15 protein-coding genes are annotated in these 16,971 nt (G+C 67.3%); 6 read left to right on the top strand and 9 right to left on the bottom strand.

Annotated features, from left to right (window positions below; all coding sequences use genetic code 11):
- Nucleotides 1-212: 212 nt before the first annotated feature.
- From ABTX24_RS00075 to ABTX24_RS00060, 4 genes are all read left to right on the top strand, one after another.
- Nucleotides 213-1,232, top strand: coding sequence for a phosphatase domain-containing protein (locus tag ABTX24_RS00075; protein WP_350836536.1), 1,020 nt, complete (start codon nt 213-215; stop codon nt 1,230-1,232).
- Between the two features lie 321 nt (nt 1,233-1,553).
- Nucleotides 1,554-3,113, top strand: coding sequence for a sulfatase-like hydrolase/transferase (locus ABTX24_RS00070; RefSeq protein WP_350836534.1), 1,560 nt, complete (start codon nt 1,554-1,556; stop codon nt 3,111-3,113).
- Between the two features lie 94 nt (nt 3,114-3,207).
- Entirely contained in the window at nt 3,208-3,903 is a 696-nt protein-coding gene (locus tag ABTX24_RS00065) for an arsenate reductase/protein-tyrosine-phosphatase family protein (protein ID WP_160025496.1), read from the top strand.
- Nucleotides 3,904-3,907: 4 nt separating this feature from the next.
- A complete protein-coding gene (locus tag ABTX24_RS00060) occupies nt 3,908-4,243 on the top strand; it encodes a hypothetical protein (protein ID WP_160025495.1) in 336 nt (111 codons plus the stop codon).
- 37 nt (nt 4,244-4,280) lie between these two features.
- Here ABTX24_RS00060 and ABTX24_RS00055 read toward each other — a convergent pair whose 3' ends face one another.
- The 4 genes from ABTX24_RS00055 to ABTX24_RS00040 all read right to left on the bottom strand — a co-directional run bounded on the left by ABTX24_RS00055 (nt 4,281) and on the right by ABTX24_RS00040 (nt 9,850).
- Entirely contained in the window at nt 4,281-5,609 is a 1,329-nt protein-coding gene (locus ABTX24_RS00055; RefSeq protein WP_350836532.1) for a hypothetical protein, read from the bottom strand.
- Nucleotides 5,610-5,611: 2 nt separating this feature from the next.
- Nucleotides 5,612-6,079, bottom strand: a complete 468-nt coding sequence (locus ABTX24_RS00050; RefSeq protein WP_350836530.1) for a hypothetical protein — start codon at nt 6,077-6,079, stop codon at nt 5,612-5,614.
- Between the two features lie 16 nt (nt 6,080-6,095).
- Nucleotides 6,096-7,364 carry a copper resistance CopC family protein gene (locus tag ABTX24_RS00045; RefSeq protein ID WP_350836528.1) on the bottom strand — a complete coding sequence of 423 codons (1,269 nt, stop codon included), beginning with the start codon at nt 7,362-7,364 and terminating at the stop codon, nt 6,096-6,098.
- A gap of 185 nt (nt 7,365-7,549) precedes the next feature.
- Nucleotides 7,550-9,850: a YncE family protein gene (locus ABTX24_RS00040; protein WP_350836526.1), complete on the bottom strand. Its 2,301-nt coding sequence runs from the start codon at nt 9,848-9,850 to the stop codon at nt 7,550-7,552.
- A 577-nt stretch (nt 9,851-10,427) separates the two neighbouring features.
- Between ABTX24_RS00040 and ABTX24_RS00035 the strand changes: the two genes are divergently transcribed.
- The gene (locus tag ABTX24_RS00035) at nt 10,428-11,816 is read left to right on the top strand and encodes a PepSY-associated TM helix domain-containing protein (protein WP_350836524.1); all 1,389 of its coding nucleotides are present in this window, start codon (nt 10,428-10,430) and stop codon (nt 11,814-11,816) included.
- Nucleotides 11,817-11,872: 56 nt separating this feature from the next.
- Here the strand turns inward: ABTX24_RS00035 and ABTX24_RS00030 are convergent, their stop codons facing one another.
- A complete protein-coding gene (locus ABTX24_RS00030; RefSeq protein WP_160025491.1) occupies nt 11,873-12,880 on the bottom strand; it encodes a CopD family protein in 1,008 nt (335 codons plus the stop codon).
- Nucleotides 12,877-13,497: a copper resistance CopC family protein gene (locus ABTX24_RS00025; protein WP_350836522.1), complete on the bottom strand. Its 621-nt coding sequence runs from the start codon at nt 13,495-13,497 to the stop codon at nt 12,877-12,879. The genes ABTX24_RS00030 and ABTX24_RS00025 overlap by 4 nt, the downstream gene beginning before the upstream one ends.
- A 175-nt stretch (nt 13,498-13,672) precedes the next feature.
- Here ABTX24_RS00025 and ABTX24_RS00020 point away from each other — a divergent pair, with 175 nt between their 5' ends.
- On the top strand, nt 13,673-13,903 hold the full coding sequence (locus tag ABTX24_RS00020) for a hypothetical protein (protein ID WP_350836520.1): 231 nt from the start codon (nt 13,673-13,675) through the stop codon (nt 13,901-13,903).
- Nucleotides 13,904-14,144: 241 nt separating this feature from the next.
- Here ABTX24_RS00020 and ABTX24_RS00015 read toward each other — a convergent pair whose 3' ends face one another.
- The 3 genes from ABTX24_RS00015 to ABTX24_RS00005 all read right to left on the bottom strand — a co-directional run.
- On the bottom strand, nt 14,145-15,143 hold the full coding sequence (locus tag ABTX24_RS00015; RefSeq protein WP_350836518.1) for a bile acid:sodium symporter family protein: 999 nt from the start codon (nt 15,141-15,143) through the stop codon (nt 14,145-14,147).
- Between the two features lie 38 nt (nt 15,144-15,181).
- The gene (locus ABTX24_RS00010; RefSeq protein ID WP_350836517.1) at nt 15,182-16,585 is read right to left on the bottom strand and encodes a glycoside hydrolase family 28 protein; all 1,404 of its coding nucleotides are present in this window, start codon (nt 16,583-16,585) and stop codon (nt 15,182-15,184) included.
- A 176-nt stretch (nt 16,586-16,761) separates the two neighbouring features.
- Nucleotides 16,762-16,971, bottom strand: a 210-nt coding sequence (locus ABTX24_RS00005; protein WP_350836515.1) for a superoxide dismutase [Ni], incomplete at its 5' end; no start/stop codon positions are given.

The following is a 16,971-nucleotide window of genomic DNA, read 5'->3' as shown; positions in this document are numbered from 1 at the left end:
AAGGCCAGGGGTTCGAATCCCCTCCGCTCCACTAGATAAGAACCCCGTCTGACCTGTGGAAACGCAGAGGGCCAGGCGGGGTTCTTTGTGTCTAAGGCTGCTGTTCCGGCGAAGGTTCCCCCGAACGGTGCAGGCGGACAATCCGCACTCGTCAGCGACGGTTCCAGGACTCCGCGGGGCGTCCAGGCGGGGCGGAATCTAGGCTGTGGCCCATGTCGGCACGTCAGTGGATGCTCGGGTTGGAGCGAGCGTGGGATGCAGCGAGGTTCCGTCGGGCAGGATCGCGGGTGCCGGAGGACTTCCGGATCGAGTGCTACGGCGGGCACGGGAGCGCAGAAGGGGTCGTCGTTCGCGGTCGGGTCGTCGACGATCCACCGCCCTCGGAGGCCGTGGAGGGCGAGGGCGCGGGGGCTGCCGTACGCCGCATGATCCGCCACTTCGTGACCGACGAGCTGCCGGGTGTGCCGCTGCGGGTCACCGTGGGTGATGCCGCGGTGGATGCGGTCACCGATGACGAGGGCTACTTCGTGGCACGGCTGCAGCCCGACCCGGAGACGCTGGAGGCTCCGTTCACGCGCGGTGCCGTCGAGCTGGCCGGCGAGTACCGCGGTCTGGCCGGGGGCCACCGGGCGGCGGTGGAGGTCAGCGTGCCCGTCGGTGAGGCGCGGTTCGGCGTGATCTCCGACATCGACGACACGATCCTCGAGACCGGGGTGCAGCGCGTCGGGCGGATGGTGCGTCAGACCCTCACCGGGTCGGCGCTGACGCGTACGCCGTTCCCTGGTGCGCCCGAGCTCTACCGCGACCTCGCCGCCCACGCGAACCCGGTGTTCTACATCTCCTCCAGCCCGTGGAACCTGCATGCGTTCCTGGACGCCTTCGTGCGCCACCGCGACTTCCCGCGCGGGCCGCTGCTGCTGCGCGATCTGCTCGGCAGCGCCGGCGGCCGGGAGCCGAAGAGCGGGCGCATCGACGAGGTCCTCGCGCTCCACCCCAGCCTTCCGTTCGTCCTCCTGGGCGACTCCGGTGAGCACGATCCGGAGATCTACGCCGATGCCGTCCGCCGCCATCCTGGGCGGATCCTCGCGGTCTACATCCGCGAGGTGCGGCTCGATCCTCACGACGGCCGCGTCGAGCGCGTGTGGGACTCCATGGGCGACGAGGTGCCGCTCGTGCTCGTCGCCGACAGCGAGGCGGTACGTCGCCACGCCACCGGTCTCGGCCTCTTCTGAGGACGGCGCGATGTGTACAACTGATTAACAGAGCCCTGAACGACTGCGGCGAAAATCCGCCGCGGGATAGATTTCGGGTTGCTCGCCGGCTCGGGATCGGAGACGCGCTTCCAGCTGTCCGATTCTTGCCAGGAGTCTCGTTGAACTCGACGCGAGACCCGGTGCCGACGGAAGCCGAGAAGCAGTGATTCGCACGGCCAGCGGCCGGGAGTGATCTCCGCGCTGTTGACGCGCCTTGGGCGCTGATGGCCCGACGAGGCCGTCGTGTCCGGGTTGGTTCCATCTCTGCGGAGCAGAGGTCATGAAGAGACAGGTTGAAGAATGAGTTCCGGGATGGGCCTGAGCCAGGCGCTTCGGCGTGGACGGACCACGATCGCCACCCTGGCGGTGGCGAGCACCGTCGCGGTCCTGTGCGGGCCGACGTCGTCGGCGGAGGCGGCGGCGCTGCCAGGACGGCTGGAGTCGGGGCGGCCCAGCGTGTTGATGATCAACGTCGATGACCTGGCGGCGACGGACATCAAGTACATGCCGAACGTGCAGAGGCTGCTGGTGCAGCAGGGGACGACGTTCACCGATGGGGTGGCGCCGACGCCGTTGTGCGTCCCGGCACGGGCGAGCCTGTTGACCGGCAAGTACGCCCACAACCATCGGAACTGGTCGATCTCCGGGACCAACGGCGGCTACTCGGGCTTCACGGGGCGGCGGAACACGCTTCCGGTGTGGATGGACAAGGCCGGCTATCGCACGATGTTCCTCGGGAAGTACCTCAACGGCTACGGCAAGGGATCCGAGCGCTACTCCAGCGGCGAGCCCGGATGGGACAACTGGCAGGCGACGATCGATCCGTCGACCTACCACCTGCTGAGTCCGAAGTTCAACGCCAACGGCACGATCCAGAGCCCCGGTCTCTACAGCTCGGTCGCGTTGCAGAACCGGTCGATCAAGATGATCAAGAACGCCGGGACCAACGCCGGCGGCACGAAGCCATGGTTCCTGTGGGTCAACTACGTGGCGCCACACGCGGGTGGCCCGGTCGAGGCCAGCGACCCGAAGAAGCGCTACCCGAACCAGCCGTCACTGTGGCTGGAGAACACCCGACCGATGGGTGCGGACAAGGGACGCTTCAGCGGGCTCGGGCTGCCCACGACTCCGGACATGTTCTACGCCGGACCGGGCCAGGTGACGGCTGGGAAGCCCTACACGGCAGCCCAGAAGCGGGTCATGCGCTACGTCTACCAACAGCGCATCGAGGCGGCGCAGTCGGTCGACCGGGCGGTCGCCCGCACCATCGCCCACCTGAAGGACAGCGGGCAGTACCGGCGTACCGTCATCATCTTCTCCGGAGACAACGGCTACACCACCGGGCACCACAACCGTCTGGGCAAGCTGTGGGAGTCGTCGCAGTCCATGCGGATCCCGCTGATCATGGTCGGGCCCGGGATCCCGAAGAACATCAAGGTCGGCTCCGCGGTCGGCAACCCGGACATCGCCACCACGGTCGCCGCCCTCGGGCGGGCGACGCCGGGGCGGGCACAGGATGGCGTCGACATCACGCGCGTGCTCGCGTCGAGCGTGAAGGCGGGCAAGACGCTCTACCGGCCGATCCCGATCGCCGCCTGGCCGACTCTGGGCGGGACGACCAGCAAGTATCGCGGCATCCGCTACGGGCGCTACACCTACATCACCCTCACCGCCAGCGGTGTGCCCGTCCTCTACGACCGCGCCGTCGACCCGTACGAGACGCGCAACCTGGCTGGGGACCGGAGGTACGCCAAGGTCGTCGCCCAGCTGAAGGCACTCGATGCGAAGTACCGGGCCTGCTCGGGCAGCACCTGCCCCAAGACGTACGCATCCACGCTGAGCACCCCGAGCCCGAGCTGACCCCTTGCCTCCGACGGTGTGATTCCGGTCACTTGACCGGTATTCACTGCTGATCTCTTGACTCTCGGATCATTGCTCAGTAACCATTGAGTCAATGGACGTTGAGCGACAGGTCGAACTGGAACGCCGGGCGAAGATGCACGCAGCGCTCGGTGATCCGGTGCGACTTCGGATCGTCGACAGCCTCCAGATGAGTGATGCCTCCCCCACAGAGCTCGCCGGGATGCTGAATGTCTCGTCGAACTTGTTTGCTCACCACGTGCAGACCCTGGTGAGCGCAGGTGTCGTGTCCCGTCATCATTCCGAGGGCGACGGGAGACGTACGTACCTGCACCTCGAGCAGGACGCGCTCGAGAGCCTGGGCACCGCGTCCCCCGTGGCGGTGCCCAGGCGTGTCCTGTTCGTGTGCACCGGCAACTCGGCCAGATCGCATCTGGCCGCGGCGCTGTGGCGCCAGGTCAGCACGATCCCGGCCGCCTCGGCCGGCACCCATCCCGCCGAGCAGATCAACCCGGGTGCGGTCGATGTCGCATCCCGCCATGATCTGGAGCTCCCCGTCATCGATCCTCGTCATCTCGACGACGTGCTCGACCCGGACGATCTGGTGGTCACCGTCTGTGACCGCGCGTATGAGACCCCGAAGGTCGCCGGTGAGCTGCACTGGTCGATCCCCGACCCGGTGGACAAAGGCCCTGACGCTTTCGACGCCGCCTACGCAGAGCTCGAGCGCCGCATCAAGGTGCTCGCGTCCCACTTTCATCCTGATGAGCCGCCCACGCGCAAGGAGTAGCCCTATGGACACCGAGGTCGCCCTCGATCAGACGTTTGCACCGAGCGGCACTGCTGATCGGGCTGCCGATGAGTTCAGTGGCAATGTCCTGCCTCCTTCGCTCGATGGCCGTCCGGAGGGCGGTGACACCGTCCCTGATGCGCCATCGCTCGCCGAGCAGTTCGCCGGCATCGTCTACTTCTCCGAGATGGCCGCCGATAGCCGGGACGATCGACGGCCGACACGTCGCCGCAACGTCGGGAGAATGTCTGGCGGGGAGTCAGCTCGCTCCGCGCGTGGTCGCCGAATCCCGACTCGGCCCTGGCGCCTTCCCGCCGTCGACCGGAACCCCAAGACCTGACCGCACCGACATCGCCCGCGAGCTGTCGGCTACCGGGTCAGGCTCCGAACAGCAGGTAGAGGCCCATGTAGGTGTAGAGCACCATCGCGATGAGCAGCGGCAGCTGACCGGCGACCTGGTGACGCCGAGGGAGGATCTCCAGGGCACGGTCGTGAGCTGCGATGACTCCCAAGACGTGCCCGGTCACGATGGCGACCACCTGGGTCGTGGCCAGGAAGGTCGCATGCTCGGAGAACCAGTAGCTGACCTCCCAGTCCCCGGTCCCGAACAGATTCGCCCCGGTTCCGGCGGGGTCGCTGATCTGGATCAGAGTCTGTGAGCCGACCTGGACGAAGAAGTTCAGGTAGTGCGCCACCATGTAGCCGACGACGATCGGGACGATGGAGTGAGCGAGGCGACGCGGGATCTGCCTGCGATCGACGCTCTCTTCGGCCCCTGTTGCCATCGACGCCGCCACGAAGACGACTCCGACGACGGTGACCGTCGTCAGGAGCCCGGCCGTTCCCAACACGATCGAATCGATGCCACTGGACTGGACGAACCGGATCCAGGTCACGCTCTCGCGCCAGCTGTCGTAGGCGGTGCTGCCGAGGAGGACCGCGACCGTGGCCACCAGTCCCGCTTCGCCCGGCACCCGGGCGAGGTGGCGCAGCGGACTGACCCAGACGAGGTCGCCTTCGTCGTTTCGGGCCCACGGTGAGAGGTGGGTCAGAAGGGTGGAGTAGACCTCGAACGGGTCGGCCCGCTCGAGCCATGGTTCACCGAAGATCGCGCCGCCGAGCAACATCGCTGCCAGGTAGCACGCGAACCACGCGCGAACCGAGCCGAGGTAGGTCGCCTGGGGTGAGACGAGCTCGAGCCAGACGAAAGCGAACAGACCGATTGCTGCGGGCCAGTACCCCAGGCGGGCCGGATAGCGGCGGATGCCTTCGTCAGGTGGTCGCCCCGCGACCTTCGCGAGGATCAGGTGGAGGGTACGGGCCGGGCTGACTGCACGGTAGAAGCGGCCGAACAGCAGCGAAGCCGGGACGATGCCGACCCAGAGCCAGACGTAGACCACACCGAAGGTGGGGTTGCTCAGCAGGTCCGGCCCGAACAGCGCGGGCCAGAGCATGAAGCAGAAGAACGTCATTCCGAGTGCGCGGACACTCATGGTCCAGCCGCGACCGTCCAGGAACGCTGCGAGGCCCACGTGGACAGCTCGTTCGCCGCCAGTCGTCGCGAACCGAGGCGTACGCCACGCCAGGAGCAGAACGACGAAGGACAGCACGAGGGCGGCCGTGCCGCCCGCGATCGCGACAGGGGCAGGGACGGGCAGGTCTGCGCCTCCGCCCAAGCCATGCATGGGCAGGATCAGGGCGAACAACGTCAGCGCACCTCGATGAGCGCGACGACGGCGCCGGTGTCGTGGTCCTCCACCTCGACGGTGCCAGGCGTGTTCACGACGATCTCGCTGTTCGAGGTCCCCTCGGCGTACTCGACGGACTGCTCAGGGGCGGAGTGGACGTGCAGCTCGCCGGCCCGGTCGGAGTCGATCCTCACGTGGAGCTTCTCGCCGGTGCTGAGCTCGATCTCCTCCGCGTTGGGCGACACTTCCTCTCCGTCGATCGTCACCGTGAGAAGCGGACCGGGATCGGTCGACTCGGCGGTGGGGCTGACCGGAGCTGCTGACGATGCGGCAGCCGAGGGGATCACGGAGGACGGCTCGCCGGCCGGCTCGGCCGATGGGACAGTGTCTTCGTCGGTGCCTCCGCACGCAGCGGGCGCGAGGACGAGCGTGAAGGTCACACCGATGGTGGCGCTGAATCGCCAGAGAAGGCGGCGGTACGTAGGCATGGGTATCCCTCAGGTCCTAACCGAGGAGGTCCGAACCGGGTAGCGCTGCGAGCGCCACGACGGTGGCCGAGGCTGACACCGCGGCGACCTCTCGCAGCCGGCGGCGAGCGGGCTTGTCCCGCCGGCCGTCGCTCTGCTCGGGGTCGGATCTGCGGCGCCGCTCTTGGAGCAGGAGCGCCGCCCCCGTGCCGGCGACCACCACCGCCAGCACGCCGTACGCCGCCAGCTGCCAGCCGCCGGTCGTGGTCGCCGCGAGCAGCACGACCGCACCGCCCTCCAGCATGATCCGGGCAAGCAGCCGCGCGGCGGGCGCCGCCTGTCCACCGGCTCGACGTAGGACCGTCCACCGCATCACCGCGGCGCCGACGCCGACCGCAGCCGCCAGTAGGAGCGTGGTGCTCGCGACCACGCTGAGCGGCCCCGGCCCCGCCGGTGCATGCGGGCGGGCGAAGATCCAGGTCGCTGCCAATGCCGAGGCGGCACCGAGCACCGTCGCCGCGGCCATCCAGCGCTCGACCGAAGCCCGGGCGGGCGTGCTCCGCAGGAGCTGCCAGAAACCGAGTGTGAGCGGCAGCATGATGAGCAGCCTGGCCATGAGCGCCGCCCCGATGTCCGACTCGACCGTCCCGGCGAGGAGCGCCGGGTCGAACGCGTCACCGAGCGAGGTCCGGGCGGCGTAACCGCCGAACGAGAGCAGGGACACGAACGTCGCCAGCATCACGGTCGCCCAGGTGTACTTGAGTAGACGGCGCGACCCTGGACGGCGGGTGCCCTCGGGCCAGGCGACTCCGAGCACGAACACGGTCCCGACGCCGAGCACCAGGGCGGCCGTCGCGAGTGTTTCCGCCACCGTGTACACCGCGACGACGACCGGGTCGCGGTCGACGACGAGGCCGGGGACCGCGGTGAACCTCTGCGCGGAGTACACCGAGAAGGTCGACGACCCGATCATCGGCTCGAGGGTGCTGGACGGCACCGACCAGACGACCGTGTAGATCCCCTCGTAGCGGGCTTCCGGCATGGGCACGGCGATCGCGTCGTCGGCCCCCGGCGGGTTGTACGGCCGGGTCGACACGATGCGTTCGCCCGCGGGATCAGTCATCTGGATCGTCGTGAGCTCCGCGGGGACAGGCCGGTCGAACGTGATCCGGACCTCGTCGGGGGACCTGACCGTCTCACCGTCCTGAGGGCTCACGGAGACCAGCACCGGGTCACCCGATGTCGACGGCAGCACCGTGAGCAATACTCCCCAGCAGGCCGCGACCAACACGACCAGCCCGATCACGCGCCGACGGATCCTGGGGCGGGGTGGGGTTGTCACAGCCCGTGGGCGAATATCCTGCGCCGTCATCGGCCGGCCTCCTGCGTGATCGGGAACTCGTGGGAAATTTCGGGTCTGGCAGAGACGGTCCGGGGCTGTGCAGCGCAGCCCAGCCCCGGACCGTCGGTGGTGTCAGATGCTGATGCTGATCAGCAGGCCGACTCGTCGATCGGGTTGATCTGCTCGCAGGTCAGACCCTTTCGCCAGGCCGCCGGGATCTCCTGCGACCAGCCGTTGTAGACCAGCGGGAGGGCCAGGACGCCCTGTCCGCCCACACCCGGGTGGGCGACGAGCTCGTCGTCCATCTTGGTGTCCGCCGTCGGCCCCAGCGTCAGCTGGCCGGCGATGGCGGCATCCGAGATGTCGCCATCGTTGTTCGGGTCGACGTCGATGACCTGCATGGCGTTGGAGAACTTGTTGGAGACGTAGGCGTAGTAGCCGCCACCCTCCTTGGCGCCGAAGTTGGCGCCGTGGCAACCGGCGTTGCACGGCAGATCCTTGATCAACTTGTGTGTGTCCGGGTCGATCACGTTGACCGTCTGGGACAGGGTGTTGACCGCCAGCAGCGCCTTGCCGTCCGGGCTCACCGGGAGCTGGATGGTCAGTCCGCCCCACGACTTGCCCTTCTCAGGACCGGTCTGCGAGTCGTAGTTCTGCCACAGGTCGATCGTGGAGTTCTTGGCCACACCGCCGTCGGGGGTCGCACACGCGTCCTCCTCCAGCGACACGCACGAGACGCTCATGCCCAGGAAGTTGGACAGGTACGCCTTCTTCGAGTCCGGCGTCATCGACGTGGCGATCGGGAACGCCCCGACGGGCTCGTGCCTGACCTTCCCGGTGTCCATGTCGGCGATGACGGCCTCCTCGGTCATCGTGTTCGGCGCGACGACCGTCTTGCCGTCATGGCTGGTCCAGTGCGCGTGCGGGTGCGGGGCCATGCCGCTCTCCGGATCCGCGTGGATGCGCTTGATGATCTTCGTGGCGCCCGGTGCCGCCTCGACGATGTCCGTCCCGGCGTTGACGCCGATCGTGAGGTTGTCGTTGCCTGGACGAGTCATCACGTGCGCCGGGTTGGGCCCGACCTCGAGGCTCCGTACGAACTTGCCGGTCGCCCGGTCGAACACGTCGGTCTCGTTGTCGAACCACTCGTTCCCGTACAGGTACTTGTAGGTCTTGTCCGCCCACATGTTGTGGATGTTGTTCATGTTGATCTCGGGGGCTGCGATCTTCCGATCGATCGTCCAGTCCTCGGCGTTGATCTTGGTGATGGAGCCGTGCTTCTTCTTCCCTGCGAAGTCCTCCATCTGAGTAGCCATCCAGACCTCACCGACGCCAGGGGTGGTCGGCTTCTTCAGCGCCGGCAGCTTCCTCGGGTACTCGAACTTCTGGTCGTAGTACGCGTCCAGGTTCGGGATCAGCACGGGCTTGCCCTCTGCGTCGTACTGCAGGATCGGGGCCGGCGGCTGGACCGGGTTCCAGGACACCTCCTTGGAGTCGCTGAACTGCTGCCAGTTGTTCGGGTTGGTGATGGTGAAGAAGGCGTTCACCAGCCGCTGGATGATGTCGGCGTTCGACGGAACGGGCTCGGGCTTGCCGTTGACCACCAGCTTCTCGCCGAAGTCGAGACCCAACGTGAGCGGGTCGTCGACCACGACCGCGCCGAGCATGTACGGCGCGACCGAGTCGGTGAAGGCGTACAGCCCCGGCTCGGTGAGCTGGATCGTCTTCTCGCCGAAGAAGGCGCCCTTGGAGTCCATGTACGGGAACTCGTCCGCCCCCTCGGGAGCGATCAGCCCGATCGGGTTGCGGATTCCCTGCGACTTGGCCGGGTCCACGTTGAACGTGACGGTGACCGGAGGCCCCTCGACCGCGAACTCCTGGAGGGAGTCCAGGACACCCGCCAGGTCCACGCCGACCGGCAGCGAGGTCAGGTCGACCGGCTGGCCCGCCGGCATGTCGGCGACGGTCGCCTCGAGCTCGCCGATCAGATCCTCGGCCTCGGCGGCTTTGTCAGCCGCCTCCGGCGAGGACTTCGCGATGCCCTTCACCGTGGCCAGGGTCGAGTCGAGGGCGAGCGGGTCGGTGGCGCTCGCGCCGCCGGCGGTGCCGAGCCCGCCGAGGAGGTTCTCCACCAACGACGCGTCAGTCGGCAGCAGCGGGCCGCCGATAGAGGGCACTCCGCCAGCAGGCACGGCGACCCGGGGGAGCACGCCTACCGCGAGGGACTTGCTGCCGAAGAGGTTGAGACCGGAGTCGAACCATCCTCCGTTCTCGTCGGTCAGGTCGAAGGTGATGGGGAGCGGGCCCACCCCGACCGGCTGCTGGCCTACGGCCGGCATCGTGGTCAGGCTCGCCGCTGTGATCGCCGAGACCGCCGCCACGGCCACCGCGCCGAGTCGTCGTCGTCGATTCCTGAGCCCCAAGAAGCCTTGGGGAGCTGATACAGACATGAAGAATGCCTCTCTGTTCTAGCGCATTTGATTCGATCTCCAAGGTGAAAATTCGGGGAATCCCGAGGAGTGGTAATCACTCAATACTGCCCTCATTAAGGGCCCTCGACCCTGGGTGAAATCTCATCGTTAATGGGACCTCACGGCCTCACGAGGCGTTCATTTCGGGGAGGAGATTCGACGGCTGACGTCGAGTTTCGCGCTCAATATATACCCCCAGGAGTTTAAATACCCCTCGGAGTTTAATACCCCTGGGAGTTTAGGAAATCTCCGCAGTCGGACATGTAATGCGAAGGCATGGTGCGCTTTTAACTGGTGCGTTACGTTGCGGCGACGAATCGGTCATACCTGATCGGCCTACTGGATATCCGACCCCAGATTGTCTATCTGGGAACACCTGAAACATCCAAAACATGCCTCTGAAACATCCAAGGTAACTGGGTATAAGGAGGAAATAGGTAAAGAAGGAGAAACCCATGCCCAGTCTTACCTGCGTTCACCGGGGCAGCTCCGGAAGAACGGTCCAGGTGCTTGCCGATATCAATGTGAACAAGGCCGTCGTAGCGATGGAGCTGCCATGACCACGATCCCCGCTGACCCCTCACGGCCCCGGGCTGGTGCCGGTGCGGCCGATCGAAGGCGTTCCAGCGCCCCGTTGTGGTTGCTCGCTCGACGCGTGCACTTCATGGCGGGCCTTCTGGTCGCACCGTTCCTCGCGGTGCTGGCATTGACCGGTCTGGCCTATGCCTTCACTCCCCAGATCAACGATGTGCTGTACGGCGACGAACTGCACGTCGAGGCGCAGACAGGGCAACCGCGACCGCTCTCGGAGCAGGTCGCGGCCGCACTCGCCGTCCATCCCGACGCACACGTCACCTCGGTCATTCCCGCGGACGACCCTGACCGAACCACCCGGGTCGTGCTCATGGGCATCGACGGCCTGCACCAGACCGGGAGCCACTTCTCCTCGGAGTCGCTGACCGTGTACGTCGATCCGTATACCGGTGGCGTCGCTGGCGAGCTGGTCACGGTGGCCGGCCGGCCCCCCGCGCAGGTGTGGGTGCGCGAGCTCCACGGCAACCTGCACCTGGGCGACTTCGGTCGGATCTATTCCGAGTTCGTTGCCAGCTGGCTGCCCTTCATCGTGCTCGGCGGCCTGGTGCTGTGGCTCAGCAAGCGAGCCCGTGGCCGGTCCCTGCGGGCCGTGCTGATTCCGTCCTTCACCGCGAAGGGACGTGCACGCAGCCGGTCCTGGCACGGGGTGCTGGGTCTCTGGCTGGCGGTCGGGCTGCTCGGCATCAGCATCACCGGCCTGACGTGGTCGACGTATGCCGGTGGCCGCGTCGACGCCGCGATCACTGCCGTGAACGGCAAGACTCCGTCGCTTTCCCTGCCGGAGGTGGCGGCCGTGGGCACGGCTGAGCCGATCAGCTTCGACCGTGCTGTCGAGGTGGCCAGGTCGGAAGGCCTGCAAGGTGAACTCACTCTCACACCGCCGCATACCGCCGAGGAGCCGTTCACCGTCGAGGAGTCGTCCGAAGGGCTGCCGGTCCGCAAGACCGCCGTCGCCATCGATCCCTACACCGAGCAGGTCACTGCCCGCCAGGGCTGGGAGGACTACCCCCTGATGGCCAAGCTCACCAGCATCGGTGTCGATGCCCACAGCGGCACCCTGTTCGGGCTGGCCAACCAGCTCCTGCTGGCCCTGCTGGCCCTGGGATCGCTCGTGCTCCTGGGGCTGGGGTATCGGATGTGGTGGCAGCGCCGGCCCACTCGGTCCGGGCGTTCCTCCCCGCCGCCGGTGTGGCGCAACCTGTCGGTGCCGATGCTGGTCGTGCTGCTTGTCGCGGCGGGTGCACTGGGCTGGGCGATGCCGGTCTTCGGCGTCACCCTCGTCGCGTTCGTCCTCCTCGACGGCATCGTGAATGCACTGAGACGGCGTCGCGCACGCGTGAGCGCCGTCTGAGGCGTCTCGCCACGACCGGCCGGCGGGATCCGGTGGGTCGTGGCGAGACCAGCGAGCTAGAGGGGACGCCCCAGCGCCGTGGCCAGCGAGACCGCGACCGCCATCACAGCGAGCTCGAGTCCGGCCCACACGGTGAGTGGCGTGGGCTGCTGGCGCGCCACCCGGTCGACGACGGCAGTACGGATGTACGCCCCCGAGCAGCCCAGCAGGGCCATGCAGGCGAGCTTGCCCATGACCAGCCAGCCGGCACCGGTCTGTGTCAATGCGTCGACCACATCTCCGAAGGGCGGCGTCACGTCGCCGGTCAGCCGGGTCGCGGCCAACAACAGGCCGCTGACCGCCACCAGCGCGAAGCTCGCCTCGGCGACCCGCGAGAACCGGGGAAGAACGATGGCCAGCGCCTGCCGGTCGGCGCTGACGATCAGAAAGGTGATGGCCAGTCCGCCCACCCAGAGTGCCGCTCCGGTCACGTGGAGGGCGCTGGCCATCATCAGCAGCAACGGCGGCTCACCCTGCGAAGCGTGCCCGCTCATCGACACGGCCGTCAGGCCCGCCAGCGCGATCAGAAAGCCCACGTCCGGCGGCAATGACGGCCGCCGCAAGCGGGCAACCGAATAGGCGGTCAACGCTCCCGCCGACCCGGCGCTGATCAGCAGTGCGAGACCCAGGCTGACGTTTCCGCCGTAGCCGAGCACACCGCCGACCGGCACCCGTAGCTGGCGTTGAGAGATCTCCGCCGCGTTGAACCAGAGACCCAGCAGCGCCGCGACCGCCCAGACTGCCGCGGCCCACACCGTCGCCGTTGACGTACGTCGGGCCAGGGCAGGAGCACGGTCGCGGCCGGCCTCACCCAGAAGCACCAGCACCAGCACGGAGCCCACGGCACCGATCGCGCACACGTTGGCGATCCAGCGGAGCAGCGGGATCCCGGTGCGTACCACCACCGACGGCTCGGGAATGCCGACGACCGGCTTGGGCAGCGTGGCCAGGATCCCGAAGGCAAGCGCGATGAGGCTCACGCCGACAAGCGCCGACGCCTGCAGGAGCCGGGCGCGGTCGTTCATGTCGCGTCCGTTCGGCGTACGGTCTGGCGACCGATGGCCCCCACGCACGCCGCGATCGCGGCCAGCAGCGCGATCCACAGCCACGTGGGCAGCGCTGCCAGGCCACGCGGCCGATCCACGTCGAACGCCGTCATCGCGGTGGCAGCGGACGCGGTGGAAGCAATGGACGTGGCGGAGGTGGTGGACGCGGTGGATGCGGTCGACGCCGACCGCCGGATGTTGATCGGCACGGACCCGATGATCGGGTGGCCGTCCGCTCCGAGCACCCGGTAGTCGATCCGGTAGCGGCCCGGAGCCCCCAACTCACTCATCGAGGCGGTCAAGGTGTTCCCGTCGATGCGAGCACGACCACACGCCCAGTGGCTGCTCTGTGGTCCGGTCACCACGATGCCGTTCGCGCCGGGAAACGCTTGGATCGGCTGGTCGAACGTGAGCACCACCTCCGGCGGGCTGGCGGCGAGCACGGCGCCGGCATCCGGAAAGCTCTTGACCAAGTGGGCGTGCGCGGACGCCGGAGCTGCTGTGAATAGTGTGGGGGTTAAGAACGAAAGCGCGAAGATCGTTGCTGCCAACGCCGTGGCGAGGCGCTGCGATCCGCGTGTTGAAGCATTCGACATTGCTTCCACCTAGTGAGTTTCGAGAGTCATCGAACGAGGGGTGGTCCATGGCTCAGCCGGCACCGGGACCTGCGCAGAAGAGCGCAGGGCCACGTGTCGCGTGCCTTCTTGGGGCTCAGTGCCCCTGAATCGACGTGGGGTTCTTCTCGCCGCCCGTGCCTGTGCCGACGCGAGAGTGGCTGTGATCGCCGTGGTTCGGGTGACGACGATGAACGGAATGGGGATGACGGTGGTGCTGCAAGAAATGATCTTCTGCATGGCGAATACCCATCCTGTGTTCGCGAACGCGCACCACGATGTGCCCGTGGCCAGCCTCGAAAGTCGGCACTTAAAGTTGAACTCAGACGGGTTGCGCCGCAGTTACGTATCGCGCATGGCGCTAGTAACAAATAAAAGCGCTGAGTGAAATGGCCTTAACGCTGGCGTTCAGGGAATCGGGGTGGCAGCAACACCCCCGTAACGCCTGGCTGTCGATCAGCCTTTTCAGTCGTTGATGTGGGCGCGTTGTGAACTGAAAATACCCATACGGGTTGGGGGATCAATTCATTCAGGGAGCAATTCTTGCCCATGCGCCTTGGATCGTGGAGGAGCCTCTGACACCCTCGCAAAGGTGGACGTGGATAACCTCTATGCGTACGTCTTCAGAATCACTTTCGGCGCGTGCCATCGAAGTGCTCGTCGGCGAGATCTACGACGCCGTCGCCGGTGGCCCCTGCGGCCTCGATGGGCCTCCTCGACCAGTAGCTCGCAAGGATCGAGCCGGAGACGTTGTGCCAGACCGAGAAGATCGCGGCAGGCAGCGCTGCGGCCGGCGAGAAATGGACCGTGGCGAGCGCGGCGGCCAGTCCCGAGTTCTGCATGCCCACCTCGATGCTGATGGCGCGCCGGCTCGAGATCGGCATGCCGCAGACTCGCCCGACCGCGTACCCGAGGGCCAGGCCGGCGACGTTGTGCAGGACGACTGCGACGACGACCAGGAGGCCCACCGAGAGCAGCGTGTCGGCACTTCCGGCGACGACGGCGAGCACGACTCCGGTGATGCCGGCGACCGAGATCAGCGGAAGCACATCGATGACCTTCTCGATGAGACGCGGCAGCAGCAGCCGGAGCACCAGGCCGAGGAGAACCGGGACGAGCACGATCTCCACGATCGAGACGAACAGGTCGCTCGCGGAGACGGGTAGGTCCTCCCCGATCAGGAAGAGGACCAGCAGGGGCGTCAGGACGGGCGCGAGCAGCGTCGACATGGAGGTCATCGCCACCGACAGCGCGGTGTCGCCACGGGCCAGGAACACCATGACGTTGGAGGCGGTGCCGCCGGGCGCGCAGCCGACCAGGATCATGCCCGCGGTGAGCACGGCGGAGAGGCTGAGCGCGTTCGCGATGCCCCAGCCGAGCAACGGCATCACGGTGAACTGGGTGGCGACACCCAGCAGCAGCGCCCACGGCCGCCGACCGATGATCGCGAAGTCGGCGGGCCGCAGCGTCATCCCCATCCCGAGCATGATGATCTGGAGCAGCAGCGGTACCTGGGCCGCCCACCCGTCGAAGGTGCTGGGGGTGGCCAGTGCGATGGCGCCGGCGACCAGGACGATCAGGGCGAACCAACGCCCCACGAAGGCGCTGACCTGTCGGACTGTGTTCATGCTGTTCCTTCCGAGACTGCGGGGGATGGGGGACCGGTTCAGGAGAGCCAGTCGAGCTCTCCGTCGGCGTACTGGTCGCCGAACCGGACGTTGTCGAAGCGCAGGTCCTCGACGTTCTCCAGGACCATCGGCGTCTCGACCTCCTCCACCGTGACATCACGCAGCGTGACGTCGCTCAGCGGCGCGTCGGCCGGCCCGTGGATGTCGAGCCCGGTCTTGGCGGAGGCGACGGTGATGTCGGAGAAGACGATGTCGCGGTAGACCGGTGGGTAGTTGCCGCCGAGCTCGCCGGGGTAGTCGAGCTGGAACCAGATGAAGGTCTCGAAGTTGCCGATCTCCATGTTGCTCACCCGGATGTGCTCGACCGTGCCGCCGCGATCGAGGTTGCCCTTGAACCGGATCGCCGAGGCGCCGTCGCGCAGCACGTTGTCGGTGAAGTAGACGCCCTTGATGCCACCGGACATCTCGCTGCCCAGCGCGATGCCGTCCTCGCCGCCCATGTCGTTGCGGCGGATCACGACGTTCTCGCTGGGGCGGGCGATGGTGCGTCCGTCGAGGTCGCGTCCGGACTTCACGACCACGGAGTCGTCGCCGGTCCGGAAGCGGTTCTCCTCGATCAGGACGTTGGTGCTGGAGTCGACGTCGATGCCGTCGTTGTTGGCCCGGTGGCTGTCGACGTCGAGCCCCCGTACGGTCGCCTGGTCGGTGTAGACGAGGTGATTGATCCAGAACGGCGAGTTGGTGACCCGGTAGTCCTCCAGCAGCACCCGCTCGGCGTCGAAGAACTGGATGGCGCTGGGCCGCAGGAACGTGCCCTTCCCGAAGACGCGCTCCTCGACCGGTACGCCGTCGAAGCCCATCTGGCGCAGCCGCAGCTGGTCCGGCTTCTCCTTCTCCTTCCAGGCGTGGAACTTGGAGTCCTCGTTGCCGTCGATCGTGCCCTTCCCGGTGATGGCGACGTCGTGCACGTCGTTGGCGTAGATCAGCGGCGAGTAGCCGTCCAGCTCGGTGCCCTCCCAGCGCGTACGCACCACGGGCAGGTAGTCGTCCGTGTCGGTCCCGAACAGCAGCGTCGCCCCGTCGGAGACGTGGAGATCGATGTTGCTCGCCAGGTGCACCGGACCCTCGGAGAGCCAGGTGCCCTCCGGGAGTACGACCCTGCCGCCGCCGTCGGCCGACGCCTTCTCGATCGCGGCCCTGATCGCCGGCAGAGCGTCGGTCGTGCCGTCTCTGACGGCACCGAAGTCGGTGATCTCGTAGTCGCGGTCGGGGATCGAAGGCTCCTCGATGCGGTCGACGATCTTCGCGATCGCGGCAGCATCCGGGCCGCGTACGCCCTGGTCCGGCTGTCGATCGGCGAGGGCGGGTGTGGTCGCGGTCAGCGAGCCGACCAGACCGAGGGCGAGCAGGAGGGGTGTCGCGCGCTTCCGGATGTGACGCATGCAGGCTCCTCGAGAGCTCCGACGGCGGCGCGGGGCCGCCGCGAGGGGGACGGTGACACTTGTCACACTAGTGACGTACTTGTCATACGTCTATGCCCTCGAGGCGGTGAACCGAGAAGAAGCCAGGTTCCGGCTGGCCGCCGGAACCTGGCTTCTTCACGTCGGTTCTAGGTGAGTCAGGCCTTCTTGGTCGCCCAGAAGATCTCGGCGATCTCGTCGATCTTGGCGAGGAGCTTGTCGGCGACCTCGAGGTCGAGGGTGCCCTTGGTGCCGGAGGCGCCGGCGAGCTTGGTGGCCTCGTTGACGAGGGTGTGGAGCTGGGGGTAGGCCTCGAAGTGCGGGGGCTTGAAGTAGTCGGTCCACAGCACCCAGAGGTGGTGCTTGAC

The organism is Nocardioides sp. NPDC127514, assembly GCF_040302125.1.
GTDB lineage: Bacteria > Actinomycetota > Actinomycetes > Propionibacteriales > Nocardioidaceae > Nocardioides.
The sequence above is the reverse complement of the archived record's forward strand: the minus strand, read 5'-3'. Positions and strand labels throughout refer to the sequence as shown.